Below are 25,363 nucleotides of genomic sequence, written 5' to 3' on the forward strand. Positions count from 1 at the left end.
GCCCGCAGCATGTCCGCTGCGGGCCCTCCGGCGTTCGTACGACTTCGTACGTGGTGTGTGCGTACGACTGAGCGTGCGTCTACACGTCGTCGCGGCGGAGCGACGGCTTCAGGTCCTTCAGGCGGCCCAGCAGGCCGTTCACGAACGAGGGCGACTCGTCCGTGGAGAACTCCTTCGCCAGCTGCACCGCCTCGTCGAGGACCACGGCGTCCGGGGTCTCGTCGACCCAGATCAGCTCGTAGGCACCGAGGCGCAGGATGTTGCGGTCGACGACCGGCATCCTGTCCAGCGTCCAGTCGACGGCGTACGTCGCGATGAGCTCGTCGATCCGCCGCACCTTGGTGGCGTAGCCCTCGACCAGCTGCATCGTGTACTCGCTGACCGGCGGCTGCCGGGTGTCGGTCCGGGAGTGCCGGATCCAGTCCGCGAGGACCGTCAGGACGTCCACGCCGCGCTGGTCGCCCTCGAAGAGAATCTGGAAGGCGCGCTTGCGGGCCGTGTTGCGGGCAGCCACGGTTAGCTGTTCACCCGGCCGAGGTAGTCGCTCGTGCGGGTGTCGACCTTGATCTTCTCACCGGTGGTGATGAAGAGCGGGACCTGGATCTGGTGGCCGGTCTCCAGGGTGGCGGGCTTGGTGCCACCGGTGGAGCGGTCGCCCTGGACGCCCGGCTCGGTCTCCTGGATGACGAGCTCGACGGCGGCCGGCAGCTCCACGAAGAGCACCTCGCCCTCGTGCTGCGCCACGGTGGCGGTGAAGCCCTCGATCAGGAAGTTGGCGGCGTCACCGACGGACTTGCGGTCGACCATGAGCTGGTCGTACGTGTCCATGTCCATGAAGACGAAGTACTCGCCGTCCATGTACGAGAACTGCATGTCGCGCTTGTCGATCGTGGCCGTCTCGACCTTGACGCCGGCGTTGAACGTCTTGTCGACGACCTTGCCGGAGAGCACGTTCTTCAGCTTGGTGCGCACGAAGGCCGGGCCCTTGCCGGGCTTGACGTGCTGGAACTCGACGACGGACCAGAGCTGGCCCCCGTCGAGCTTGAGCACCAGGCCGTTCTTGAGGTCGTTCGTGGAAGCCACGGTTGCGGAATCTCCTGGACTGACGTGGACGACCCCGGCGCACGCGCGTAGCTCGAAAAAGCTAGAGCGCGAGCAGCTCCTTGGTCGTGATGGTGAGTAGCTCGGGTCCGCCGTCCGCCTCAGGGCGTACGACGAGCGTGTCATCGATCCGGACACCGCCCCGGCCCGGGAGGTGGACCCCCGGTTCGACGGTGACCGGCACGCAAGCGTCCAGTTTACCCATGGCCGCGGGGGCCAGCTGCGGGTCCTCGTCGATTTCGAGCCCGACACCGTGCCCGGTCAGCGGTGGAAGGCCTTCCGCATACCCCGCGGAGTCCAGTACCTGGCGTGCCGCGCGGTCCACGTCACGGAAGGCGGCGCCGGGTGCCAGCGCCTCCCGTCCGGCGCGCTGGGCGGCGAAGACGAGGTCGTACAGCTCGATCTGCCAGTCGGCGGGCGAGGTGCCGATCACGAATGTGCGGCCGATCTCGCAGCGGTAGCCGCGATAGGTCGCGCCCAGACAGACGGAGAGGAAATCGCCCTCCTCGACGCGCCGGTCCGTGGGGCGGTGGCCGCGCCGCCCCGAGTGCGGGCCGGTGCCGACCGAGGTCGCGAAGGCGGGGCCGTCCGCGCCGTGGTCGACGAGGCGCCGCTCCAGCTCCAGGGCGAGATGGCGTTCGGTGCGGCCGACGAGGATCGATTCGAGCAGCTCGCCCAGTGCCTGGTCGGCGATCTCGGCGCCGATCCGCAGACAGGAGATCTCCTCCTCGTCCTTGATCACCCGCAGCTGTTCCACCGCGCCGCCCAGGTCGGCCAGGCGCAGTCGCGGAGCCACCGAGCCGATGGCGCGGTGCCGGGACACGGTCAGATGGTGTTCCTCGACCGCGAGGGAATCGGCGCCCTGGCCGGTGGCGACATCGGCGGCGGCGACGGCCGGGTCACCGCCGGCCCGGGGCAGCACCTGCATACGCAGCGCCTCGTCGGGGCGTCCTTCCTCGGCCTCGCCGCTCGGCGGGCCACCGCACAGCAGCAGATCCTCGCCCCTGCCCAGCAGGAGCACGGCGCCGCTCGGGGCCGCGCCGGCGAGATACCTCACATTGGCCGGCCGGGTCACCAGCGCCGTCGCGCTGCCGCCCGCCGTCCAGCGCTCCCTCAGCCGCGCTCTGCGGACCGCGTACACCTCTGACATGAACCGAGCGTACGAGCGATGGCCGAATGTCGCCGGTTCAGAGGGGCCGGACGTGTGGCCGTCCTAAGACCTGTCCAGTCGTCACGGTGGAGGAAAGCAGTGGCGCCACCTGCGGTGCCGGTGGGCGGGGTGAGGGGGTCCCGCTCGAGCGAAGCCGAGAGTGGGCGAGCGTGCGGCTGCGGGGCGGAGGAGGGAATCGACGCGATGGGGCCCCCGCGCGAGCGAAACCGAGCGGGGGAGTCGGCGACCGACGACAACGCCGCGGATGCGCGTACCACCCCCGCGTCTCCGCCGTGATCGGCCGGACAGGTCCTAGGGATTCACCACTGCGGCGGGCTGGCGATCGAGCGGGCGAGTACGTCGTCCAGGACGCGGGCCGTGGCCGGTACGTCGAGCTGCGAGTTGTCGATGATGGGGAGCCCGGAGCCGTACCACCCGGCCATCCGGCCGTGGATGTGGGCGACTTCCTCGTCGGTGAGGCGGCGGTTTCCGGACCGCTCGGCGTTGCGCTCCAGGACGATTTCCAGCCCCGGCAGGAGCACGACCGGCAGCAGCCCGGGGCCGACGTGCCGCTTCCAGCCGCCGAGGCCGACGACCGGGCGGTCGGGGAAGACGGCGTCGTCGAGGATGCACGAGATGCCGTTGGCCAGGAAGTTCCGCGCGGAGAACCCGCAGGTGCGGCGGGCCAGGCGGTACTGCGCCTCAGAATGATCGTTCCACCCGGACTGCGGATCGGCGAAGCCCGAGCGCACCCATTCGCGTACGTCGTCGAGGCTGATGTGAGCGGTGGGGACCCGGCGGGTGTCCGCCCAGTACTTGGCGACGCTGGTCTTCCCGGCGCCCGCGGGGCCGATGAGCAGCACCGCGAGCGTGGTGGCCGTGGGGTCGGGGGTGCCCGCGGCGGGCGGCGGCGACGGCATGGCCACCGGGCCGCCCGGGGGAAGCTGCACATGGCCGGTCGTGTCCGGCGCGGGAGGCACGGGGGCGTGGTGGGCGGGCTGCGCGGGAGCGTGGTGCGCGGGCACGTGCTGCGGCGGGGCCTGGGTGGGGGGAACCCCGGGAGGCACGGGTGCTCCGGCGAATCCCGGAGCGGGTGCGGGACCCGGGTGTCCCGGCTGCTGTCCGGCAGGCGACCAGCCGGCGGCCGGTCCGTGCCCCGGCTGGTGGGGCGGCGGCAGCGGAGCCCCCACTGCGTGCTGCATCCGGTGCCACTCCGTCTCGTGTCTTTTCGCTCGTCCGCCTCCGGGGCGCCCAAGTCGGTGTCGAGAGCGCGACCGTGCTCAGCCCTTCGGGCCTGCGCGCGGTCGACCTCTCGCCTCCGACGCGCTCCTCGGCTTACTCGCGGCAGGCAATTGGCGCTGGCGGACAGGGGCTCGATCCCCGTCCGCTACCGAACGGTACCTTCCCCGGCCGCTGTTGTGTGAACGGCCGGGGAAGGTGCGAAGTGCCCGTGGGTGAGGGGCAAAACGGGCCGAGTGGGGGCCCGTTGGGCGTTACTCCCCCACCTCGCCGTAGTCCGTCACTCCCCGACTTCGCCGTACGCGGCGAGGAGCACGGCCGGGTCCGGACCCTCGAGGACCGTCGGCTTGGCGAGGCCGTCGAGGACGATGAAGCGCAGCAGGTCGCCCCGGGACTTCTTGTCGACCTTCATGTTCTCCAGGAGCTTGGGCCACTGGTCGTAGCGGTAGCTCAGCGGGAGGCCGACGGACTCCAGGATGGTGCGGTGGCGGTCGGCGGTCGCGTCGTCCAACCGGCCGGCGAGGCGCCCGAGTTCGGCGGCGAAGTGCATGCCGACGGCAACGGCGGCGCCGTGCCGCCACTTGTAGCGCTCGTTCTTCTCGATGGCGTGCGCGAGAGTGTGCCCGTAGTTGAGGATCTCGCGCAGCCCCGACTCCTTGAGGTCGCCGGAGACGACCTCGGCCTTGACCTTGATGGAGCGCTCGATCAGCTCGGCGGTGTGCGGGCCCGCGGGCGTACGGGCCGCCTCCGGGTCGGCCTCGATGAGCTCCAGGATCACCGGGTCGGCGATGAAACCGGCCTTGATGACCTCCGCGAGCCCGGAGACGAAGTCGTTGACCGGCAGCGAGTCGAGCGCGGCCAAGTCGCACAGCACGCCCGCGGGCGGGTGGAAGGAGCCGACGAGGTTCTTTCCCTCGGCGGTGTTGATGCCGGTCTTGCCGCCGACCGCAGCGTCCACCATGGCCAGCACGGTGGTGGGGATGGCGATCCAGCGCACCCCGCGCAGCCAGGTCGCCGCGACGAATCCGGCCAGGTCGGTGGTGGCGCCGCCGCCGACGCCGACGATGACGTCGGTGCGGGTGAAGCCGGACTGGCCCAGCGCCTTCCAGCAGTACGCGGCGACCTCGGCGGTCTTGGCTTCCTCCGCGTTGGGCACCTGGATGGCGACAGCCTCGAAGCCCTGTCCTGCGAGGTCGGCACGGAGTGCCTCGCCGGTCTCGGCGAGCGCCTCCGGGTGGATGACCGCGACACGCTTGACCTTGTCGCCGATCAACGTGCCCAGCTCACCGAGGAGTTGACGGCCGACCAGGACCTCGTAGGGGTCGGTGCCCGCCGTGCCGCCGACCTGGATACGGGTCACTGCCTCGCTCATGCTTCCTTCAACTCCAGTGCGTCGAGGACCGCTTGGGCGACCTCTTCGGGGGTGCGGCCGTCGGTGGGGACGACCGCGCGGGCGACTTCGGTGTACAGATGGCGGCGCGCCTCCATCAGGTCGCGCCACTGCCGGCGCGGGTTGACGGCGAGCAGTGGCCGGGCCGCGTTGAGGCCGGTGCGCTTGACCGCCTCCTCGACGTCCATCGAGAGGTAGACGACCTGGTGCCCGGCGAGCAGCACTCGCGTGTCCGCGTCGAGGATCGCGCCGCCGCCGAGCGCCAGCACCCCGTCGTGCTCGGCCAGCGCCCGGTCGACCGCCCGCTTCTCGATCGCGCGGAAGACCGGCTCACCCTCGTCGACGAAGATGTCGGCGATGGTGCGTCCCTGCTCGGCCACGATGTCGTCGTCCGTGTCCCGGTAGGCGCAGCCGAGTCGCTCGGCGACCAGCGCGCCCACCGTGGACTTGCCGACCCCCATCGGGCCGACGAGGACGATCTGCGGAACGGTCACCGGATGGCCAGGTGCTCGAGGTACGACCGCACGTTGCGGCGGGTCTCCGGGACGCTGTCGCCGCCGAACTTCTCGGCCACCGCGTCCGCCAGGACGAGAGCGACCATGGCCTCGGCGACGATGCCCGCGGCCGGGACCGCGCACACGTCGGAGCGCTGGTGGTGGGCCTTGGCGGCCTCGCCGGTGGCCACGTCGATAGTGGCCAGCGCGCGCGGCACGGTCGCGATCGGCTTCATCGCGGCGCGGACGCGCAGCAGCTCACCGGTGGTCAGACCGCCCTCGGTGCCGCCGGAGTGGCCGGAGGTGCGCCTGATGCCGTCCGCGGTGTGGACGATCTCGTCGTGCGCCTTGGAGCCCGGCACCCGGGCCAGGTCGAAGCCGTCGCCGACCTCGACACCCTTGATGGCCTGGATGCCCATGAGCGCGGCGGCGAGCCGGGCGTCGAGGCGCCGGTCCCAGTGCACATGCGAGCCGAGGCCCACCGGCACGCCGTACGCGAGCACCTCGACCACGCCGCCGAGCGTGTCGCCGTCCTTGTGGGCCTGGTCGATCTCCGCGACCATCGCCTTCGAGGCGTCGGCGTCGAGGCAGCGCACCGGGTCGGCGTCCAGCTTCTCGACGTCCGAGGGCTTCGGGTAGACCCCGTACGGCGCCTTCGCGGCGGCCAGCTCGACGACGTGCGAGACGATCTCGATCCCGGCCGTCTCCTTCAGGTACGACCGGGCCACCGCGCCCAGCGCCACCCGGGCCGCGGTCTCCCGGGCGGAGGCGCGCTCCAGGATCGGCCGCGCCTCGTCGAAGCCGTACTTCTGCATGCCCGCGAGGTCGGCGTGGCCGGGCCGGGGCCGGGTCAGCGGGGCGTTGCGTGCGACGTCGGCGAGGATCTCCGGGGCGACCGGGTCGGCCGCCATGACCTGCTCCCACTTGGGCCACTCGGTATTGCCCACCATGATCGCGACCGGGGAGCCCATGGTGAGGCCGTGGCGTACGCCGCCGAGGAAGGTGACCTCGTCGCGCTCGAACTTCATCCGGGCACCACGTCCATAGCCCAGGCGCCGCCGGGCAAGGTGGTCCGCCACCATGTCCGTGGTGATCGGCACGCCGGCGGGAAGGCCCTCCAGCGTCGCGACAAGTGCGGGACCGTGGGACTCCCCGGCGGTCAGCCAGCGCAACCTGCTCAACGGTGCTCCTCATGCTCGCGCCCTGGTACTGCTGCTGCGTACGCGCGTCCTCGCGTACGGCGACGGCGCGACCGGGTGCGCGGCCCTGGCCCGCCACCTCCGATCCTCCCATGTCCGGGCCCGCGACTCGGCCTCAGGTCCATCAGGCGGACGCAACCTCGTCAGGTCGCGCGGGCCCGTGTCGCCCTCCGGTGTCACGCCATCCGTGCCGCCGCGCTCTTGATCGCCTCGCGGATGCGGAAGTACGTGCCGCAGCGGCAGACGTTCGCGATCTCGTCGATGTCGGCGTCCGTAGGGTTCTTCGTCCTCTTCAGCAGGGCGACCGCGGCCATGATCTGGCCGGGTTGGCAGTAGCCGCACTGGGCCACGTCCTGATCCAGCCAGGCCTCCTGAACGGGGTGCAGCCGGTCCCCGTCCGCGAGCCCCTCGATGGTGGTGACCTCGCGTCCCGCTGCCTCGGCGACGGGCACCACGCAGGGACGGACGGCTTCGCCGTCGAGGTGGCTGGTGCAGGCCTTGCAGACGTCGATTCCGCAGCCGTACTTGGGGCCGCGGACGCCGAGCAGGTCGCGCAGCGCCCAGAGCAGGGGCAGGTCGTCGGGGGCGTCGACGGTGACGGTCTTCCCGTTGACGGTGAAGGTGTGGAAGGGCATGGCGGCTCGTGCTCCTGAGGCGAGAGGTCAGCGCGGGAAGGGGGTGAAGTCGACGTCGAAGTTCACGGGGAAGCTGCGCGGCTTGGTGCCGGTGGCCCGCGCGTAGGCGTTGGCGATGGCGCCGACCGCCGCCGGGACACCGAGCTCGCCCGCGCCACCGGGTTCGTGGTCCGTCGGCAGCACGAAGATCCGTACGTCCTTCGGGGAGTCCTTCTGGCGCGCGTAGTGGAACTGCGAGTAGCTGCCTTCCAGCGGCAGCCCCTTGTCGATGTGGAGTCCGGCCCGCAGCGTGGTGGAGATCGCGTCCGTGAGCCCGCCGAGCAGCTGCGCTTCCAGTCCGCGCGGATTGATCGGCCGCCCCACGTCCGCCGCGATGACGGCCTTGGTCACCCTCGGCTTTTTGGGATCGGTGGCGTCGATCTCGACCAGACAGGCCGTGCACGACTTGTACTCGTCGTGGAAGCCGACGCCCTGGGCCCAGCCGGAGGGCAGGCTGCGCCCCCAGTCGCCCTCCTCGGCGACCTTGTCGAGGACGGCGCGCTGCCGGTCGGTCTTGAGGAAGGACCGCCGGAAGGCCACCGGATCCTGGGCGAGCCGCGCCGCCAGCTCGTCCACGATGATCTCCTCGGCACCCCGTGTGTTGGCCGAGTACACCGAACGCCATGACCCGGTGTGCATCTTCAACGGCACTTCGGTGAGCGCCTGGGTCGTGACTCCGAAGTCGTACGGGGACTTCACGGTGGTCAGGAACAGGGTCTGGGCGAAGGTCGCGTTGCCGAGACCGCTGGGCAGACCGGCCGCCGCGGCGGTGACCGCGTCACCCAGACCGTGGCGGAAGTCGGTCTCCACGGCCGCGACCTGGTGGACGAAGGTGAGCACCTGCCCGGCCGCATACGTGGCGCGGATCCGATGGTGGGTCGCGGGACGCATCCGGCCGTGCCGCATGTCGTCGATGCGCGACCACATCAGCCGCACCGGGCGACCACTCTTCTTGGACACCACGGCCGCTTCCAGGGCCGCGTCGTAGAAGAGCCGGCGCCCGAACGAGCCGCCCGACTGCACCACATGGACCTTGACCTTGCCGACCGGCAGCCCGACGGCCCGCGCGATGGCCGCCTGGGCGACGATCGGCGACTTCATGCCCGACCAGATCTCGGCCCCGTCCGCCCGTACGTCGGCCACGGCGGAGTTGGTCTCCATCGGCGCGTGGCTCGCGAACGCGAAGTCGAACTCGGCGTCCACCTTCTTGACCAGCAGCCCGAGCAGGTCCAGGGAGGGTGTCGCCGCCTTCAGCCGGGCTCGGATGTCCTCGTCCGAGAGCGCGTCGACCGTGCCGCCGCCCCAGGTGACGTCCAGGGCGTTCTTAGCGTTGAGGGCCTGGCCGAAGGTCTCGGCGATCACCGCAACGCCGGTGTCGATGGTGACCACGTCGAGGACGCCGGGCATGGCGCGTACGACGCTCTCGTTGTTCACCGACTTGACGGTGCCGTTGAGGGTCGGCGGGCGGCGCACCATACAGGGCTTGGCACCGGGGACGTCGAGGTCGAGCGTGTACGCCTGCCCGCCGGTGACCAGGGCTCTGGCGTCGATGCGGGAGGTGGGGGTGCCGACGAGGGTGTGCTCGGACTCCTTCTTGGGCGTGACGGTCAGCGAGCCCAGGTCGAGGGAGGCGGCGGACGCCGACAGGCTGCCGTAGGAGGCGGTCCGGCCGTCCGGTGCGGTGACCGTCCCTTGGCGGACCGTCAACTCACTTGCCTTGAGGCCCCATTGCCGGGCGGCCGCGCCCACCATTCGAGCCCGCGCGGCCGCCGCCGTGTGCCGTACGGGGTCGTACAGGGAACGGATGGAGTTGGAGCTGCCGGTCAACTGGTTGAACAGCAACTCGGGCCGGGCGTCCTCCAGTTGGATACGCACCTGATCGAGCGGCGTGTCCAGCTCCTCGGCCACCAGCATGGCCACCGCAGTGGTCAGCCCCTGCCCGACCTCCTCGCGCGGCAGCCGGAAGTGGACGGTGCCGTCCTCGTCGACGCTCAGGACGAGCATGCCCGCCGTGGGCTTGCCCGCCAGGATCAGCAGATCGCCGAGGTCGACCAGATCGGCCGGCGCGGGTGGAGTGGGTATCGCCGCCTCCGCGAGGCCCGGCTCGAAGGCGTCGAGACCGATCCTGGTCGCGACGGCCAAGGTGGGCGCGGCCACCAGGTAGCTGAGAAACCTGCGCCTGGCGTGTCCAGTCATGGGAGCTCCGTTCACGCGCCCGCCGCCGTCGCCGGGCCGTCCGGAGATCATTACCGGAGGTAAGTCCAAGGTTCAAGAGTGCGGGCACGATCCCCGCGTCGACTGCGCTACCGAGCCGCGAGCGCGTGCTCGCCCGCCGTGCGCATGGCGTCGAGCGGCGCGGGCGAACGTCCGGTCATCTGCTCGACCTGGAGTACCGCCTGGTGCACCAGCAGGTCGAGTCCGCTGACCACGGCACCGCCGTACGCGGACCAGCGCGCCGCGAGATCGGTCGGCCAGGGGTCGTACAACACGTCGAACAGCGTGGCGGGCCGCTCCGGGACGGAGGCCGCCAGCGCGTCCGTCGCGCCCGCCGGGGTCGTGGCGATCACGAGCGGTGCCCGCAGCGCCTGTTCGGCGTCCGCCCAGTCCTCGGTCCGCACCTCGATGTCCAGTCGCTCGCCCCACTGCCGCATCTCGGCGGCGCGCGCCTGGCTGCGGACGTACGCGACGACCTCGCCGGTGCAGACCCGCGCCAGCGCGGCCAGCGCGGACGACGCGGTGGCGCCCGCGCCGAGGACGGCGGCGGACTCGACCTCCTCGATCCCCCGCTCTCGCAGGGCGGCGACCATCCCGGGAATGTCCGTGTTGTCGCCGACGCGCCGCCCGTCCTCCTTGAACACCACCGTGTTGACCGCCTCGACGGAGGCGGCCGTGTCGGTGATCTCGTCGACCAGCGGAATGACGGCCCGCTTGAGCGGCATGGTCAACGACAGCCCCGCCCACTCCGGCCCGAGCTCCGCGAGGAACCCGGGCAGCGCCTCCTCGTCGACCTCGAAACGGTCGTACGACCACTCACTGAGGCCGAGCGCCCCGTACGCGGCGCGGTGCAGCACCGGGGAGAGGGAATGCGCGATCGGGGAACCGAGCACTGCGGCTCGGCGGGCGTCAGTTGGCCGAGCTGTCATTGAACTTTTCCTTGAGGGCCTGGAACTCGGCGTACGTCTTGGCGAACTCGGTGTTGCTCTGACCATCCGTCGCCACGAAATAGATCCAGCCGTCGCTCGTCGGGTTGAGCGCCGCCTTCAACGCGTCATCGCCGGGGTTGCCGATCGGACCGGGAGGCAGACCCTTCTGCGTGTACGTGTTGTACGGGTCCTTGTTGCTGTTGATCTCGGACTCGCTGATGTGGATCTTACTTTGGCCCTTGAGGTAGTTGAAGGTCGAGTCGAACTGGAGAAGCCGATTGGTCTCGGTGTTGTCGGTCTTCAGGCGGTTGTAGACGACCTCGGCCATCTTGCGGAAGTCGTCGTGCGTCTTGCCTTCCGCCTGGACGAGGCTCGCGACCGTGATGACCTGCAACGGGCTGTCCAGGTTGAGAGCCTTGGCCTTCGCCTTGAGATCCAACGCCTCGTACTTCTGTGCGGCCTGGGCCACCATTTTCTTCAGTACGTCCTCGGGCTTCATGCCCTTGGCGGCGGGATACGTGGCCGGGTAGAGGAATCCTTCCAGCGGGTCCTTGACATACCTGTTGGTGTTCGCCCAGGCCGGGAGTCCCAGGCTCTTGTATTCCTTCTTGGCGACCTTGTTGGTGGTGCCGCTGGGCAGTTCGAGTTTCTTGTCGATCCTCGTGTAGACCTGGGAGTTGCGCAGCCCTGGGGCAACAACCACGTTGGCCTGGCTCTTGGGATCAAGCATCAATTTGACGGCACTTGCGGCCGACATCTGCTTCTTCAGCAGATAGGCGCCCGCCTGGATCCTGTCCCCGTAGGGGTTCTGCTTCTGCGCGGACACAAAGGCGACGACGCTCTTGACGACGTCCTTTTCCTTCAGCGCCTGACCGATCGCGTACCCGCCCGCCCCCGAGGGAATCTCGACCGTCACCTGTCCCGCGCCACCACCCGCGTAGTCCGGCGCCGGGCCGTAACGATTCTGGTAGAACTGGTACCCGAAATATCCGACTCCGCCGAGCCCGCCTCCGATGACCAGCACGACCACCAGGCAGGCGCAGCCATTGCGACGCTTCTTGGCCTTGCCGCCGCCCTTGCCGCGGCGGTCGCCGCGGGCGCGGCCGGCCTTCGGATCGTCGTCGAAGTCGTCGTCATCGTCGCCGCCCCCGGCGAAGAAGGCATGTTCACCCTGGTCAGGCCCGGGATCCCAGTCCGTCTTCGGCTCCGGTTCGGCGCGTCGGCGGGCGGGCGGCTCGGGCGGCGGGTAGGCGTCGGGGGTGCCGTAGTGGTCGGGCTGCTCACCGCTGTACTGGCCGCCGTACGGGTCGGCCGGATCGGCGGGGTACGGGACCTGGGGGTGCGCCCCGGTGTTCCAGCCGCCGTCGTTGTACTGCTGCTGCCCCTGACCGCCGTACTGCTGCTGGCCATGACCGCCGTACTGCTGCTGGCCCAGACCGCCGTAGTGCTGTTGCCCCTGGTCGCCGTATTGCTGCTGACCTTGGCCGTTGTACTGCTGCTGCATCTGGTCCGCGTACTGCGGGTGCCCTTGCCCGGGGAACTGCTGCCGGCCCTGGCCGTTGTACTGCTGCTGCCCCTGGTCCTGGTAGTGCTGTTGACCCTGGTCCTGATAGTGCTGCTGTTGGCCCTGGTCGTAGCCGCCCTGGTGGCCCGTGCCCCAGTCGCCGTGCTGCGGCTGCTGCTGTTGCGGCTGCTGCGGATAGTGCTGCGGCTGGCCGCCGTAGGAGGACTGGCCGTCGGCGGCCTGCCCTTCCCATCCGCCGTCCCCGTACAACGGGTCCTCCGGATTCCACGGTTCGGAGCCTGGGCCCCGGCCATACTCAGTCATCGATCCCCTACGAGCCGCGAGGCGGCGGCTGCCGGCGCTTGCGGCACAGCTCCCGTCCGCCTCTTTGCTGTGCGGCGGCTGTTCGAACGCCACCGCATCGCGCGGAACGTTACCGTATCGCGATCAGATGACCACTTCGACGCCCTCGCCCGGAGATTTACCTGACACCCGTTCGGATTCCAAAGCCTGCTGCAGAATGATGACGGCGGCCGCCTGGTCGATGACGGAGCGGCCCTTCTTGGACTTCACGCCGGAGGCGCGCAGACCCTGACTGGCCGTCACTGTCGTCATCCTCTCGTCCACGAGCCTCACCGGTACGGGGACGATCCCCCGGGCGAGTTCCTGGGCGAACGCGCGGACCTTGACCGCGGCAGGGCCCTCGCCCCCCTTGAGGGAGCGAGGGAGCCCGACGACGACCTCGATCGGCTCGTACTCCTCGACGAGCTGCTTCAGCCGGCGGTGAGCGGCCGGGATGTCACGCCCCGGGACCGTCTCCACCGGTGTCGCCAGGATCCCGTCGGGGTCGCACGAGGCGACCCCGATGCGGGCGTCCCCGACGTCGATCGCGAGCCGACGTCCTCTGCGCATCTTCTTGGCCGTTTCTTACTTGGCGGTCTCGGCGACGAGGCGCTCGACCGCGTCGACGGCCTCGCCGATGGCGGCCGGGTTCTGGCCGCCGCCCTGGGCGACGTCCGGCTTGCCGCCACCGCCGCCGCCGAGGGTCTTGGCGGCCGTACGGACCAGGTCACCGGCCTTGAGGCCGCGCTCGCGGGCGGCCTCGTTGGTGGCGATGACCGTCAGCGGCTTGCCATTGACGGTCGTGAACAGGGCGACCACGGCGGCGCGTCCGCCCTGGATGCGGCCACGCACGTCGAGGACCAGCTTGCGCAGGTCGTCGGCGGTCGTGCCGTCCGGGACCTGGCCGGTGACCAGGGCGAGACCGCGGACGTCCTTGGCGGACTCGACGAGACCGGCGGCGGCCTGCAGGACCTTCTCCGCGCGGAACTTCTCGATCTCCTTCTCGGCGTCCTTCAGCTTGCCGAGCATGGCGGAGACCTTCTCCGGAAGCTCTTCGGGACGGCCCTTGACCAGCTCCTGGAGCTGGGCGACGACCGTGTGCTCGCGGGCGAGGAAGTTGTAGGCGTCGACACCGACCAGAGCCTCGATGCGGCGCACACCGGAGCCGATCGACGACTCGCCGAGCAGCTTGACCAGGCCGAGCTGGGCGGTGTTGTGCACGTGCGTGCCGCCGCACAGCTCCTTGGAGAAGTCGCCGATCGTCACGACGCGGACACGCTCGCCGTACTTCTCGCCGAACTCGGCGATGGCGCCCTGCTTCTTGGCCTCGTCGATGCTCATGATCTCGGCCTGGACGTCCAGGTCGCGGGCGAGCACCTCGTTGATCTGCTGCTCGACGTCGGTCATCACGGCCGTGGGCACCGCCGACGGGGAGCCGAAGTCGAAGCGGAAGCGGCCTGGCTGGTTCTCGGAACCGGCCTGGGCGGCCGTCGGGCCGAGGGCGTCCCGCAGGGCCTGGTGGGTGAGGTGGGTGGCCGAGTGGGCGCGGGCGATGGCCTTGCGACGGCGTACGTCGATGACGGCCTGGGCCTTGGCTCCGACGGTCACCTCGCCGACCTGGACGACGCCCTTGTGGACGTACACACCCGGGACCGGCTTCTGGCAGTCGCGGACCTCGACGATGGCACCGGTGTCCAGCTTGATCCGCCCGGTGTCGCCGATCTGGCCGCCGCCCTCGGCGTAGAACGGGGTGCGGTCGAGGACGATCTCGACCTCGTCGCCCTCGGTGGCGGCGGGCGAGGACACGCCGTCGACGAGGATGCCGACAATCGTCGACTCCCCGTCGGTGCGGTCGTAGCCGATGAAGTCGGTCTCGCCGGCGGCGTCGGCGATCTCGCGGTAGGCGCCGAGGTCGGCGTGGCCGGTCTTCTTGGCCCGGGCGTCGGCCTTGGCCTTGTCCCGCTGTTCCTTCATCAGACGGCGGAAGCCGTCCTCGTCCACGGAGAGGCCCTGTTCGGCGGCCATCTCCAGGGTGAGGTCGATCGGGAAGCCCCAGGTGTCGTGGAGCAGGAAGGCCTTGTCGCCGGGGAGGACCCCGCCGCCGGCGGACTTGGTCTCGGTGATGGCGGTGTCGAGGATGTTCGTGCCGGCCTTCAGGGTCTTGAGGAAGGCGGCCTCCTCGGCGAGGGCGACGGTCTCGATGCGCTTGCGCTCGGTGATCAGCTCCGGGTACTGCTGCCCCATCATGTCGATGACGACGTCGATGAGCTCCTGGACCACCGGGCCGGTGGCGCCGAGCAGGCGCATGTTGCGGATGGCGCGGCGCATGATGCGGCGCAGCACATAGCCGCGGCCCTCGTTGCCCGGCGTGACGCCGTCGCCGATGAGCATCACGGACGTGCGGATGTGGTCGGTGACGACGCGCAGCGAGACGTCCGAGCCGTGGGCGGTGCCGTACTCGACGCCGGTCAGCTCGGTGGCCTTCTTGATGACGGCCATGGAGGTGTCGATCTCGTACATGTTCTGCACACCCTGCAGAATCATGGCGAGGCGTTCCATGCCGAGGCCGGTGTCGATGTTCTTGCTGGGCAGCTCGCCGAGGATCTCGAAGTCCTCCTTGGAGGTGCCCTCGCCGCGCTCGTACTGCATGAAGACCAGGTTCCAGATCTCCACGTACCGCTCGTCGTTGACGGCCGGGCCGCCCTCGACGCCGAACTCGGGGCCGCGGTCGTAGTTGATCTCGGAACAGGGGCCGCACGGACCCGGTACGCCCATGGACCAGTAGTTGTCCTTCTTGCCGAGGCGCTGGATGCGCTCGGCGGGGACGCCGATCTTGTCGCGCCAGATGGCCTCGGCCTCGTCGTCCTCCAGGTAGACCGTGATCCACAGGCGCTCCGGGTCGAGCCCGTAACCACCCTTGTCCTGGGGCGAGGTGAGCAGCTCCCAGGCGTAGGTGATGGCGCCTTCCTTGAAGTAGTCGCCGAAGGAGAAATTGCCGCACATCTGGAAGAAGGTGCCGTGCCGGGTGGTCTTGCCGACCTCTTCGATGTCGGGGGTGCGCACGCACTTCTGCACGCTCGTGGCGCGCGCGTAGGGCGGCTTGACCTCACCGAGGAAGTACGGCTTGAAGGGGACCATGCCCGCGTTGACCAGGAGCAGAGTCGGGTCGTCCGCGATGAGCGACGCCGAAGGCACGACGGTGTGACCGCGCTCCTCGAAGAAGCTCAACCAGCGGCGACGAATCTCGGCCGACTCCATCAGTGGTCCTCATTCCGGTTGTACGAGTACGTCGACCTCTCGACGTACTTCGGGTCGTTGCGGTTCTCGATGGCGGCGTGCCGCCGCGGCGCGGGGAGTTCGGGGTCCTCGTTGAGCCCGAGGACCTCGCCGAGTTCGGCCTCCCGCTGGGCCATGCCGTCGCGGACGTCGAGCGCGAAGTCCTTGAGCCGGTGGCCCGCCTCGATCGCCTTGTTCGCGGCCTGTGCCGCGAGGCTTTCGGGGGTCAGCTGCCTGAGCTTGCGGTTGACCTTGGTGGTGGCCCACACACCCGCGGCTGCGCCGGCGGTGAACCAGAACGTACGGCGGAACATCGCTGCGTCAGTCCTTCTTCCGCTTTCCCCGTCGCGCGGACGGGACGGTGCGGCCCACGATCACGGTACGCCGGGACGCCTTGTCGGGCACATTCTCTCGACGGCCTCCGATGGCCCGGCGCACGCCGTAGCCGAACGCCGCGACCTTGACCAGGGGGCCGCCGAAGGTGGAGGCGACGGTGGTCGACAGCGCCGACGCGTTCGACGTGACCTCCTGGACGTCCGACGCGATGGCGTCGACCCGGTCGATCTGCGTCTGTGCGGAGCGCACCGCCGCGGAGGCGTCTGCCAGGAGCGGGACGGCCTGGTCGGTCACGTCCGCGACGAGCTTGGTGGTCGCCCTGAGCGTCTGGGCCAGCCTCGCCAGCGCGACGGCGAGGAAGGAGACCAGGATCGCCCAGAAGACGGCCACCAGGATCCCGGCCACCTCTCCACCGGACACTGTTGCACCCGCTCCCTGACTGCGTGCCTGAACATCGAAAAGTCGTCCCCCGAGCCTATCGCGCCGGGGCCGCCGCTCCGTACCGCATTAATGCCTCCCGGGACCGGACTTGCCCGAAGCGATTGTACGGAGTGCTTACGGGTCAGTACGCTCCGTATCCCATGCAGCGTTCTCACCGCTCCCGGCGCTCCGATCCTCCGGTGCCGGGCAATCTGCCCCTGGAACTCGACGCGTTCGTGGGGCGCTCGGCCGAACTTACCCGGCTGGCCGAGGCGCTGGAGACGGCCCGGCTGGTCACCGTGACGGGCATGGGAGGCGTCGGGAAGTCGCGGTTCGCGGCGCGCGCGGCGGCGGGGACGGACGTATGTGACGGGGCGTGGCGGGTGGAGCTGGCCACGGTGCACGATCCGGGCCTCGTCGAGTACGCGGTCGTCGAGGCCCTCGGGCTGACGGACCAGACGTCCCGGCCGCCCCGTCAGGTGCTGCTTGACCATCTCGCCGAGCGCCAACTGCTGCTTGTCCTGGACGGGTTCGAGCATTTGGTGGAGGCGTGCGCCTCGCTGGTGGGTGCGCTGCTGCGGCGCGCGCCCGGGTTGCGGGTGCTCGCCGTGGGCAGGCGGCCCCTGGATGTCGAGGGAGAGCGGCTGTTCCCGCTGGCACCCCTGGCCGAGGCGGAGGCGGTGGAGCTGTTCGCTGACCGGGCGGCGGCGCGCGTTCCGGAGTTCACGCTGCACGACGGCAACCGCTCCGACGTACGGGAGGTGTGCCGGCGCCTCGACGGGATCCCGCTCGCCGTGGAGCTGGCGGTGGGGCGGCTGGGCGCGCTCTCCCCCGGGCAGCTGCTCTCCCGGCTCGAGGACCGGTTCCGGCTGCTGACCGGCGGTGGGCGCGACGCGCTGCCCCGGCACCAGACGCTGCGGACGGCCATCGGCTGGAGTCATGAGCTGTGCACACCCGAGGAGCGGCTGCTGTGGTCGCGCCTGTCGGTGTTCGCGGGGCAGTTGGATCTGGAGGCCGCCGAGTACGTGTGCGGCGGTGAGGGGCTGCACGCCGACGACGTCCTCGACGTGCTGGGCGAGCTCCTCGCGCAGTCCGTGCTGTCCCGCCAGGAGACCGCGGCGGGCGTGCGCTATCGGATGCTGGACACCGTCCGGGCGTACGGCGCGGACTGGCTGGAGGCGGCCGGCGACGCGGAGCGGCTGCGCCGCCGCCACCGCGACTGGTACATGGGCCTCGCCACCTGGTGCGAGCTGGACTGGTTCTCGCCCCGGCAGGGCGAGGTCGCCGCGCGCGTGGAGACAGAGCTGCCGAATCTGCGCCGCGCCCTCGATCACTGTCTGACCGAGCAGGGCGAGGCGCATCTGGGCCAGTACCTGGCGGGCACGCTGTGGTTCTACTGGGTCGGCTGCGGCCGGCTCTCGGAGGGACGGCACTGGCTGGAGCGCAGCATCGAGCTCGACGGTGATCGTGACCAGTCGCGCCTGAAGGCGCTGTGGGTGCTCGGCTATGTGGCGGTCCTCCAGGGCGACACGGTGCCCGCGCTGTCCGCGCTTCAGGAGTGCCGTGAGGAGGCGGAACGCAGCGGCGACGCCATCGCGGTCGCGTACGCCGAGCACCGGACCGGCTGTCTGGCCCTGGTCACGGACGACATGGCGCGCGCGGAAGCCCTGCTGCGTTCGGCGCTGGACCGCTATCACGAGATCGGCGAGCTCAACAGCAATGTGCTGATGGGCCAGGTCGAGCTGGCGATGACGCTGGCGTTCCAGGGCGATCTGCCGGGCGCGGTGCGGCTGTGTGAGGACGTCCGCCAAGTCTGCGAGGACCACGGCGAGCGCTGGGCGCTGGCGTACGCGCTGTACGTCCTGGCCTACGAGGCCCTGACCGACGGCGATACGGCGCGGACCCGGGTCCTGCTGACGGAATGCCTCGCTATCGCGCACACCTTCCGCGATCTGCTCGGCACGGTCCTCGCGATCGAGCTGCTGGCGCTGGTCACGGCGGTGGAGGGCGATCCGGCCGAGGCCGCGGTGCTGCAAGGAGCGGCGTCCGGGATGTGGCCGTCGGTGGGTCTACCGCTGTTCGGCTCGGCGTACTACAACGCGCCGCACGAGCGGTGCGAGGCCCTGGCCCGGGATCGGCTGGGCGAGGTGCGGTACGAGGAGTGCGTACGGGCTGGAGCCCGGCTCGGCCAGGACACCTCGGTGGCCCGGGCGCTGGGGCGGACCGGGGAGGCGCCGCTCGGCGCGGTGCCCTCGCCGCGCAGGCTGCCCCCGGACACGCGGAAGCCCGCCGCCTCGCCCACCCCGAAGGGCGGCGAGACGACGGGCTGACGCGCGGGTGGTGCTACGTGTGCTGAGAAGTGATCAGCGGGCGTAGTACTCGACGACGAGCTGCTCGTCGCAGATCACCGGGATCTCCTTGCGGTTCGGCTCGCGGTCCAGGCGGAACGCCAGGGCGCCGAGGTTCACCTGGAGGTAGCGCGGGGTCTCGCCGTCGGGGGCGAAGCCACCGGCGCGGGAGACCTCGAACAGCGTCTTGCTGCGGCTGCGCTCGCGGACCATCACGACGTCGTCGGGCTTGACGCGGAAGGACGGCTTGTCGACCTTCTGGCCGTTGACCTCGATGTGGCCGTGGACGACCATCTGGCGGGCCTGGTAGATCGTGCGGGCGATGCCCGAACGCAGGACCAGCGCGTCAAGACGACGCTCCAGCTCGATGATCAGGGCCTCACCGGTCTTGCCCTGGACCTTGGAGGCACGCTCGTAGGCGCGGACGAGCTGGCGCTCGGACACGTCGTACTGCGCGCGCAGACGCTGCTTCTCGAGCAGACGGACCTTGTAGTCCGAGTTCTGCTTGCGGCCGCGGCCGTGCTCGCCCGGCGGGTAGGGGCGGGCCTCGAAGTACTTGACGGCCTTCGGGGTCAGCGCGATGCCGAGGGCACGCGACTTCTTGACCTTGGGGCGGGACTGATTCGCCACTGTCTTTTTCTCTTTCCTGGTTTTCGGCTCACCAGAGTTAAGGGAGGTCGCATCCGCAGCCCGGGAAACCCTCCCCGTCCGTGGACGGGGCGGGCAGCCGCTCCTGGGTCTGGGCACATACGTGCAGCACGCGAGTGGCCCACCGACCGGTCCCGGGATTCCGGGTGGTGGTGGGCTGCCCGCGACACCTTCGACGGTGCGCGACGCTCCTGGAATCCCCCCGTGGAGGCGGGGGCTCCGGCTGGATGTCCCGTTCTGGTGGTGCCGACCGGAGCCGGACACGGGACGCAGCGCTTCGGGTCATCTTACAGGGCGGTCAGGACCGCCCTCGACCGAGGTGCTTCCTCGTCCATTCGACCGCGTCCGCGTACCGGGCCTCGGCGCCGTGGCGGGTCGGCGTGTAGTACTCCCGGTCCTTGAGCTCCTCCGGGGCGTACTGCTGGGCGGCGATGCCCTCGGGCAGGTCGTGCGGATACACATACCCCTGGGCGTGGCCCAGCTTGGCCGCGCCCTTGTAGTGCCCGTCGCGCAGGTGCGGCGGCACAGGCCCCGCGTGGCCCTTGCGTACGTCTTCCATGGCGGCGCCGATCGCCATGGTCGCCGAGTTGGACTTGGGGGCCAGGGCGAGGGCGATGGTGGCGTGGCTGAGGGTGAGCGCGGCCTCCGGGAAGCCGATCATGGCGACGGCCTGGGCGGCGGCGACGGCTATGGACAGCGCGTTCGGATCGGCGAGGCCGATGTCCTCGCTGGCGGAGATCATCAGCCGGCGGGCGATGAAGCGGGGATCCTCGCCGGCCTCGATCATGCGGGCCAGATAGTGCAGGGCGGCGTCGACGTCGGAGCCGCGGATGGACTTGATCAAGGCGCTCGCCACGTCGTAGTGCTGGTCGCCGTCGCGGTCGTATTTCACGGCGGCGCGGTCGACGGTCTCCTCCAGGGTCTGGAGGCTGATCTCCGCCTCGCCCTTGTCGAGCGCGGCGCCGGCCGCGGCCTCCAGGGCGGTCAGGGCACGGCGGGCGTCGCCGCCCGCGATGCGGAGCAGATGCTCCTCGGTGTCCTCGGGGAGGGTGACGGCTTCCTTGAGGCCGCGCTCGTCGGTGAGCGCGCGCTTGACGAGGCCGCGCAGGTCGTCGTCCGTGAGCGGTTCGAGGGTGAGGAGCAGGGAGCGGGACAGGAGGGGGGAGATCACCGAGAAGTACGGGTTCTCGGTAGTCGCCGCGATCAGCGTCACCCAGCGGTTCTCGACGGCCGGGAGCAGGGAGTCCTGCTGGGCCTTGCTGAAGCGGTGGATCTCGTCGAGGAAGAGGACGGTCTCCTTGCCGAAGCCTCCGGTGGCGCGGCGTGCTCCGTCGATCACGGCGCGTACTTCCTTGACGCCCGCGGTGATCGCGGACAGCTCCACGAAGCGCTTGTTGGTGGCCTTGGAGACGACATAGGCGAGGGTCGTCTTGCCGGTGCCGGGCGGGCCCCAGAGGATCACCGAGGACGGTCCGGCCGGGCCGCCGCTCCCCTCGCCCACGAGTCGGCGCAGAGGCGAGCCCGGGTTCAGCAGATGCCGCTGGCCCACGACCTCATCCAGGGTGCGCGGGCGCATCCGTACCGCCAGGGGACTGGCGGTCGGGTCCTTCTCCTGGCGTTCTTCCGCTGCGGCGGTGAAAAGGTCGGGCTCCACGCACAAAACCCTATGTCAAGCCACTGACAACGCGGACTGCCGTCGTCAGCTGGTCCAGAAGTCCCACCAGCGGGTCAGGACCAGCATGCCGATGATGCCGATGTGCAGCACCGGCAGGACCCAGGTGAACTCGCCGAAGAAGCTCTTCAGCCAGCGCGGGGCGGGCAGGAAGTTGTTGCGGATGTTGGCCGAGGTCACGTACCAGAACATGGTGATCGTGGCGACCCAGGCCAGAGAGCACCACAGACAGAGCGAGTTGATCCGGTACAGCGACTGGAACTGGAGCCAGGTGCAGAATCCGACGCCGAAGAGCGTGCCCGCGTTGAAGGTCAGCCAGTACCAGCGCGGGAAGGTGGCCCGGGCGAGCAGGCTCATGCCGACGCAGATGACGATGCCATAGGCGACGAGGCCCAGCATGGGGTTGGGGAAGCCGAAGGCCGAGGCCTGGTCGCTCTTCATGATGTTGCCGCAGGAGACGACCGGGTTCAGGCTGCACCCGGGCACGAAGTTCGGGTTTTCCAGCAGCTTGAACTTGTCGATCGTGATGACCCACGCGGCAAGGAGACCGGCCGCACCGGTGATCACCAGCAGCAGGGCGAGCCCACGACTGCCGCCGACCGTCCGGGGAGCGGCGGCGCGTTCCTGGTCGGTCGAGACGTCCTTGACTGTCGTCTTGCTCATCACGCCGTTTCCGTAGCTTCGAAGGGGCCTTCGGGCACGGTCATTGTGCCGCACGCGCACTCGTGTCCACCGTTCGATGGACATAAGGAGGTACGCACGGTCGTCCCGGAAGGTTCGGTTTCGTAAGAGGCTTCTCGCCATGACAGCACACGAGGATCAACTCGCGGTGGACGTACGGGGGCTGCGCAAGCAGTACGGGGACGTGACCGCCGTCGACGGCATCGATCTGGGCATCCGGCAGGGCGAGGTGTTCGGCCTGCTCGGGCCGAACGGCGCGGGCAAGAGCACCACGGTGGAGATCCTCCAGGGCAACCGCGGCCGGGACGCGGGCGAGGTCCGCGTGCTGGGCGCGGATCCGGCGACGGGCACGCGCGCGTGGCGCTCGCGGGTCGGCATCGTCTGGCAGGACGAATCAGCTCCCGCCGAGTTGACGGTACGCGAGACCGTGCGGCATTTAGCCCGCTATTACCCGAAACCTCGCGACCCCGAGGAAGTCATCGGCCTGGTGGGTCTTCAGGAGAAGGCGGGCAGCCGGATCAAGGCGCTCTCGGGCGGGCAGCGCAGGCGGCTGGACGTGGCGCTCGGCGTGATCGGCGACCCCGAGCTGCTGCTCCTGGACGAGCCGACGACCGGCTTCGATCCGGCCGCGCGGCGGCAGTTCTGGGACCTGATCCGGAAGCTGGCCGACGAGGGCACGACGATCCTGCTCACCACCCATTACCTGGAAGAGGCGGAAGCGCTCGCGCACCGGCTGGCGGTCATGGCGAAGGGCCGGGTCGTCGCCGAGGGCGAGCCGTCCGCGCTGCGGGGGCGCTTCGGCACGGAGGCCACGGTCGAGTGGACGGAGCCGGACGGCACCCCGCGCGGCGAGCGCACGGACACCCCCACCCGGACGGTCGCCGAGCTGACGCGCCGCTTCGACGGGGAGATCCCCGGGCTGCGGGTGAGCCGCCCCACCTTGGAGGACGTCTATCTGCGACTGACCGGACAGGAGGACGCGCGATGACCACCACCGCCGTACGCATGGGCAGTGAGACCTTCTCCGGCAGGCTGCCCGGAGCCTGGGAACTCGGGCTGCGACGGGGCGCCCTGGAGATCAAGCAGTTCTTCCGCCAGCGCGACCAGGTGGTGTTCACCTTCGCCTTCCCGGTCGTCTTCCTCTTCCTGTTCGCGTCGATCTTCAGCGACGACGTGAAGGGCGCCGGCATCACCGCCTCCCAGCTGTACGTGCCCGCGATGATGGCCGCGGGCATCATGTCCACCAGCTTCCAGTCGCTCGGCATCTCGATCGCGATCGAACGGGACGAGAGGGTGCTGCGCCGGCTGCGCGGCACACCGATGCCACCGGCCGCGTACTTCCTCGGCAAGATCTGGCTGGTTTTGGTGACCGGCCTCCTGGAAACGGCGATCCTGCTCGTCGTCGGTACGACCCTCTACGACGTGGATCTGCCCTCGGGCATCGGCAAGTGGGCGGACTTCGCCTGGATCTTCGTTCTCGGCCTCACGGCCTGTGCCCTGCTCGGCATCGCGATCAGCTCGCTCCCCAAGTCGGGCAAGAGCGCCACGTCGGTGGTCGTCCTGCCCTTCCTGGTGCTGCAGTTCATCTCCGGGGTGTACATCGCCATCGACACGATCCCGGACTGGATGCTCAACATCGGCGCGCTGTTCCCGCTGAAGTGGATGTGCCAGGGTCTGCGCGGGGTCTTCCTGCCCGACTCCGCGAAGGTCCTCGAACAGGCGGGCGGCTGGGAGTTCGGGCGGATCGCCCTGGTGCTCGGGGCGTGGTGCGTCGGAGGATTGCTGCTGTGTCTGCTGACCTTCCGCTGGAAGAACCGTCGAGACGGATGACCGATCAGGGCGGCGCGAAGAGCGCGTACACCTGGGACAACTCGTTCCGGCTCTGGGACTCGTACTTCGCGATCGTGTGGGCGGCCACCCTGGTGTTCGTGCTCGGCACGGGACATCCGGGGTGGCACCTTCGGGTCATCGCGGCCGCGCTTCTCGTCCTGCTGATTCCCTGGTACGTGGCGGTCGGGCGACCCGTCCTCAGCGGCGACCCGCCCGACGAGCGGCGTGCCCTCGGCTACCTCACGGGGGCGATGGTGCTGTTCCTGCCGTCGGGGATCCTCGTCGGCGAGACGCGGCTGATGACCTTCGCGCTCGTCCCCCAGTGCTTCATGGCGTTGCGCCTGCGCTGGGCCCTGGCGACCGTGACGGCCATCAACGTCGCGCCGGTGGCGGGCTGGGCACTGCTGTGGTGGCCGAGCGGCCAGGACGTCTTCTTCAACTCGGTCTTCGCCGTGGTCACCCTCGTCTTCTCGGCGGCACTCGGCAGCTGGACCGTCCGGATCATCGAGCAGAGCCAGGAACGGGCCGCGCTGATCGCCGAGTTGGACACCAGTCGCCATGAGCTCTCCCGGCTCTCGAGCGCGCACGGAGCGCTCGCCGAACGGGAGCGCTTCTCCCGGGAGATCCACGACACCCTCGCACAGGGGTTCACCAGCCTGCTGATGCTGGTCCAGGCCGTCGAGGCCGAACTCGACCACGACCTGCCGCAGGCCCGCCGCCATCTGGCACTGATGACCGAGACGGCACGGCAGAACCTCGCCGAGGCGCGGGCCCTGGTCGCCGGGGGCGCGCCCGCCGACCTCGACGGCGCCTCGCTGCCCGACGCCCTGCGCCGGCTCGCCGCCCGCCATGACGCGACGGTCGACGTGACCGGTCCGGCGCGCGCGCTGCCCGCCGGATCCGAGGTGGTGGCCCTGCGCTCCTGCCAGGAAGCGCTGGCCAACGCCCGCAAACACGCGGGCAGTCCGGCCGCCGTAAGCATCGCCCTGGCGTACACCGACGAGGCGCTCACCGTGTCCGTACGCGACGACGGCTGCGGCTTCGACCCCGCCGCGCCGGTCGGCGGCTACGGTCTGGCGGGGCTGCGTGCCCGGGCCGCCGAGGTGGGCGGCACCGCCCAGGTGCGCAGTACGCCGGGCGACGGCACGATCATCACGGTGTGCCTGCCCATCCCCAGGAGTGACCAGTGATCCGGATCATCCTCGCCGACGACCATCCCGTCGTACGCGAAGGGCTGCGCGCGATGCTCAGCGCCGAGCCCGACCTCGATGTGATCGCCGACGCGTCCAGCGGGCCGCAGGCCGAGGCGCTGGCCGCCGAACTCCGGCCGGACATCGTGCTGATGGACCTGCGGATGCCGGGCGGCGGAGGCGTCGACGCGATCGTCCGGATGACGGAGGCGGGGCTGTCGTGCCGGGTCGTCGTGCTGACGACGTACGAGACGGACCGGGACATTTTGCGGGCCGTGGAGGCGGGGGCGGCGGGGTATCTCCTGAAGGACTTGCCGCGGGGGGAACTCGCGGAAGCGGTGCGGGCGGCGGCCCGCGGGGAGACCGTCCTCGCGCCGTCCGTCGCCGCCCGTCTTGTCGACCAGCTGCGGACGAAGCCGGAGCGACCGCGGTTGTCCGAGCGGGAGACGGCCGTGCTTCGGCTGGTCGCCGAGGGCTGCACCAACGCCGAGATCGGCCGTCGCCTGTTCATCGGCGAGTCCACCGTGAAGACCCATCTCCTGCGGGCCTTCGGGAAGCTGGGGGTGGACGACCGGACGGCGGCGGTGACCAGTGCGATGAGGTTCGGCTTGCTGGAGTGAGGTCCCTCCCTCGGGCCTCCGCCTCCCGAACGCCGGAGGGCTTCTTAGCCCGTCCGGCGTTTGAGGACGAGCGCGAAGCGCGACAGGGGGGTCTGGGGGGCGAAGC

23 protein-coding genes are annotated in these 25,363 nt (G+C 70.2%); 5 read left to right on the forward strand and 18 right to left on the reverse strand.

The window, feature by feature from the left end; translation table 11 throughout:
- Positions 1-79: 79 nt before the first annotated feature.
- The 15 genes from nusB to AB0D27_RS39055 form a co-directional block, all read right to left on the reverse strand.
- Positions 80-514: a transcription antitermination factor NusB gene (gene nusB / locus AB0D27_RS38985; protein WP_362518540.1), complete on the reverse strand. Its 435-nt coding sequence runs from the start codon at positions 512-514 to the stop codon at positions 80-82.
- 2 nt (positions 515-516) lie between these two features.
- Entirely contained in the window at positions 517-1,083 is a 567-nt protein-coding gene (gene efp, locus AB0D27_RS38990; RefSeq protein WP_010988257.1) for an elongation factor P, read from the reverse strand.
- 61 nt (positions 1,084-1,144) lie between these two features.
- Complete coding sequence (locus AB0D27_RS38995) at positions 1,145-2,251, reverse strand: aminopeptidase P family protein (RefSeq protein ID WP_362518543.1); 1,107 nt, start codon at positions 2,249-2,251, stop codon at positions 1,145-1,147.
- 320 nt (positions 2,252-2,571) lie between these two features.
- On the reverse strand, positions 2,572-3,453 hold the full coding sequence (locus AB0D27_RS39000) for a Pro-rich N-terminal domain-containing protein (RefSeq protein ID WP_362518545.1): 882 nt from the start codon (positions 3,451-3,453) through the stop codon (positions 2,572-2,574).
- Positions 3,454-3,770: 317 nt separating this feature from the next.
- Positions 3,771-4,862, reverse strand: a complete 1,092-nt coding sequence (gene aroB, locus AB0D27_RS39005; RefSeq protein WP_362518548.1) for a 3-dehydroquinate synthase — start codon at positions 4,860-4,862, stop codon at positions 3,771-3,773.
- Positions 4,859-5,341: a shikimate kinase gene (locus AB0D27_RS39010; RefSeq protein WP_362518599.1), complete on the reverse strand. Its 483-nt coding sequence runs from the start codon at positions 5,339-5,341 to the stop codon at positions 4,859-4,861. Before AB0D27_RS39010 ends, aroB begins: the two co-directional genes overlap by 4 nt.
- Before the next feature lie 29 nt (positions 5,342-5,370).
- Positions 5,371-6,555, reverse strand: coding sequence for a chorismate synthase (aroC, locus tag AB0D27_RS39015; RefSeq protein WP_362518551.1), 1,185 nt, complete (start codon positions 6,553-6,555; stop codon positions 5,371-5,373).
- Between the two features lie 194 nt (positions 6,556-6,749).
- Positions 6,750-7,208, reverse strand: a complete 459-nt coding sequence (locus AB0D27_RS39020) for a (2Fe-2S)-binding protein (RefSeq protein ID WP_362518554.1) — start codon at positions 7,206-7,208, stop codon at positions 6,750-6,752.
- Between the two features lie 27 nt (positions 7,209-7,235).
- Complete coding sequence (locus tag AB0D27_RS39025; RefSeq protein WP_362518557.1) at positions 7,236-9,443, reverse strand: molybdopterin cofactor-binding domain-containing protein; 2,208 nt, start codon at positions 9,441-9,443, stop codon at positions 7,236-7,238.
- Positions 9,444-9,550: 107 nt separating this feature from the next.
- Positions 9,551-10,390 carry a shikimate dehydrogenase gene (locus AB0D27_RS39030; RefSeq protein WP_362518560.1) on the reverse strand — a complete coding sequence of 280 codons (840 nt, stop codon included), beginning with the start codon at positions 10,388-10,390 and terminating at the stop codon, positions 9,551-9,553.
- Positions 10,371-12,218, reverse strand: a complete 1,848-nt coding sequence (gene mltG, locus AB0D27_RS39035) for an endolytic transglycosylase MltG (RefSeq protein ID WP_362518563.1) — start codon at positions 12,216-12,218, stop codon at positions 10,371-10,373. The genes AB0D27_RS39030 and mltG overlap by 20 nt, the downstream gene beginning before the upstream one ends.
- A 123-nt stretch (positions 12,219-12,341) precedes the next feature.
- Positions 12,342-12,806, reverse strand: coding sequence for a Holliday junction resolvase RuvX (ruvX, locus tag AB0D27_RS39040; protein ID WP_362518566.1), 465 nt, complete (start codon positions 12,804-12,806; stop codon positions 12,342-12,344).
- A 15-nt stretch (positions 12,807-12,821) separates the two neighbouring features.
- The gene (gene alaS / locus AB0D27_RS39045) at positions 12,822-15,494 is read right to left on the reverse strand and encodes an alanine--tRNA ligase (protein WP_362518569.1); all 2,673 of its coding nucleotides are present in this window, start codon (positions 15,492-15,494) and stop codon (positions 12,822-12,824) included.
- The gene (locus tag AB0D27_RS39050; RefSeq protein WP_362518572.1) at positions 15,494-15,826 is read right to left on the reverse strand and encodes a DUF6167 family protein; all 333 of its coding nucleotides are present in this window, start codon (positions 15,824-15,826) and stop codon (positions 15,494-15,496) included. Before AB0D27_RS39050 ends, alaS begins: the two co-directional genes overlap by 1 nt.
- A gap of 7 nt (positions 15,827-15,833) precedes the next feature.
- Positions 15,834-16,268, reverse strand: coding sequence for a DUF948 domain-containing protein (locus AB0D27_RS39055; RefSeq protein WP_362518575.1), 435 nt, complete (start codon positions 16,266-16,268; stop codon positions 15,834-15,836).
- Between the two features lie 161 nt (positions 16,269-16,429).
- Between AB0D27_RS39055 and AB0D27_RS39060 the strand changes: the two genes are divergently transcribed.
- The gene (locus tag AB0D27_RS39060) at positions 16,430-18,598 is read left to right on the forward strand and encodes a regulator (protein WP_362518578.1); all 2,169 of its coding nucleotides are present in this window, start codon (positions 16,430-16,432) and stop codon (positions 18,596-18,598) included.
- Between the two features lie 33 nt (positions 18,599-18,631).
- Here the strand turns inward: AB0D27_RS39060 and rpsD are convergent, their stop codons facing one another.
- The 3 genes from rpsD to AB0D27_RS39075 form a co-directional block, all read right to left on the reverse strand.
- Entirely contained in the window at positions 18,632-19,246 is a 615-nt protein-coding gene (gene rpsD / locus AB0D27_RS39065) for a 30S ribosomal protein S4 (RefSeq protein WP_019066381.1), read from the reverse strand.
- 316 nt (positions 19,247-19,562) lie between these two features.
- Positions 19,563-20,918 carry a replication-associated recombination protein A gene (locus AB0D27_RS39070; RefSeq protein ID WP_362518581.1) on the reverse strand — a complete coding sequence of 452 codons (1,356 nt, stop codon included), beginning with the start codon at positions 20,916-20,918 and terminating at the stop codon, positions 19,563-19,565.
- A gap of 45 nt (positions 20,919-20,963) precedes the next feature.
- On the reverse strand, positions 20,964-21,599 hold the full coding sequence (locus AB0D27_RS39075) for a vitamin K epoxide reductase family protein (RefSeq protein WP_362518584.1): 636 nt from the start codon (positions 21,597-21,599) through the stop codon (positions 20,964-20,966).
- Between the two features lie 139 nt (positions 21,600-21,738).
- Here AB0D27_RS39075 and AB0D27_RS39080 point away from each other — a divergent pair, with 139 nt between their 5' ends.
- The 4 genes from AB0D27_RS39080 to AB0D27_RS39095 are packed head-to-tail and all read left to right on the forward strand — an operon-like array spanning position 21,739 to position 25,257.
- Positions 21,739-22,605, forward strand: coding sequence for an ABC transporter ATP-binding protein (locus AB0D27_RS39080; RefSeq protein WP_362518587.1), 867 nt, complete (start codon positions 21,739-21,741; stop codon positions 22,603-22,605).
- Positions 22,602-23,447, forward strand: coding sequence for an ABC transporter permease (locus AB0D27_RS39085; protein ID WP_362518590.1), 846 nt, complete (start codon positions 22,602-22,604; stop codon positions 23,445-23,447). Before AB0D27_RS39080 ends, AB0D27_RS39085 begins: the two co-directional genes overlap by 4 nt.
- Positions 23,444-24,637 carry a sensor histidine kinase gene (locus AB0D27_RS39090; protein WP_362518593.1) on the forward strand — a complete coding sequence of 398 codons (1,194 nt, stop codon included), beginning with the start codon at positions 23,444-23,446 and terminating at the stop codon, positions 24,635-24,637. Before AB0D27_RS39085 ends, AB0D27_RS39090 begins: the two co-directional genes overlap by 4 nt.
- Positions 24,634-25,257, forward strand: coding sequence for a response regulator transcription factor (locus tag AB0D27_RS39095; RefSeq protein ID WP_362518596.1), 624 nt, complete (start codon positions 24,634-24,636; stop codon positions 25,255-25,257). The genes AB0D27_RS39090 and AB0D27_RS39095 overlap by 4 nt, the downstream gene beginning before the upstream one ends.
- Positions 25,258-25,363 lie beyond the last annotated feature (106 nt).

Source organism: Streptomyces sp. NPDC048415, assembly GCF_040651675.1.
Taxonomy (GTDB): Bacteria; Actinomycetota; Actinomycetes; order Streptomycetales; family Streptomycetaceae; genus Streptomyces.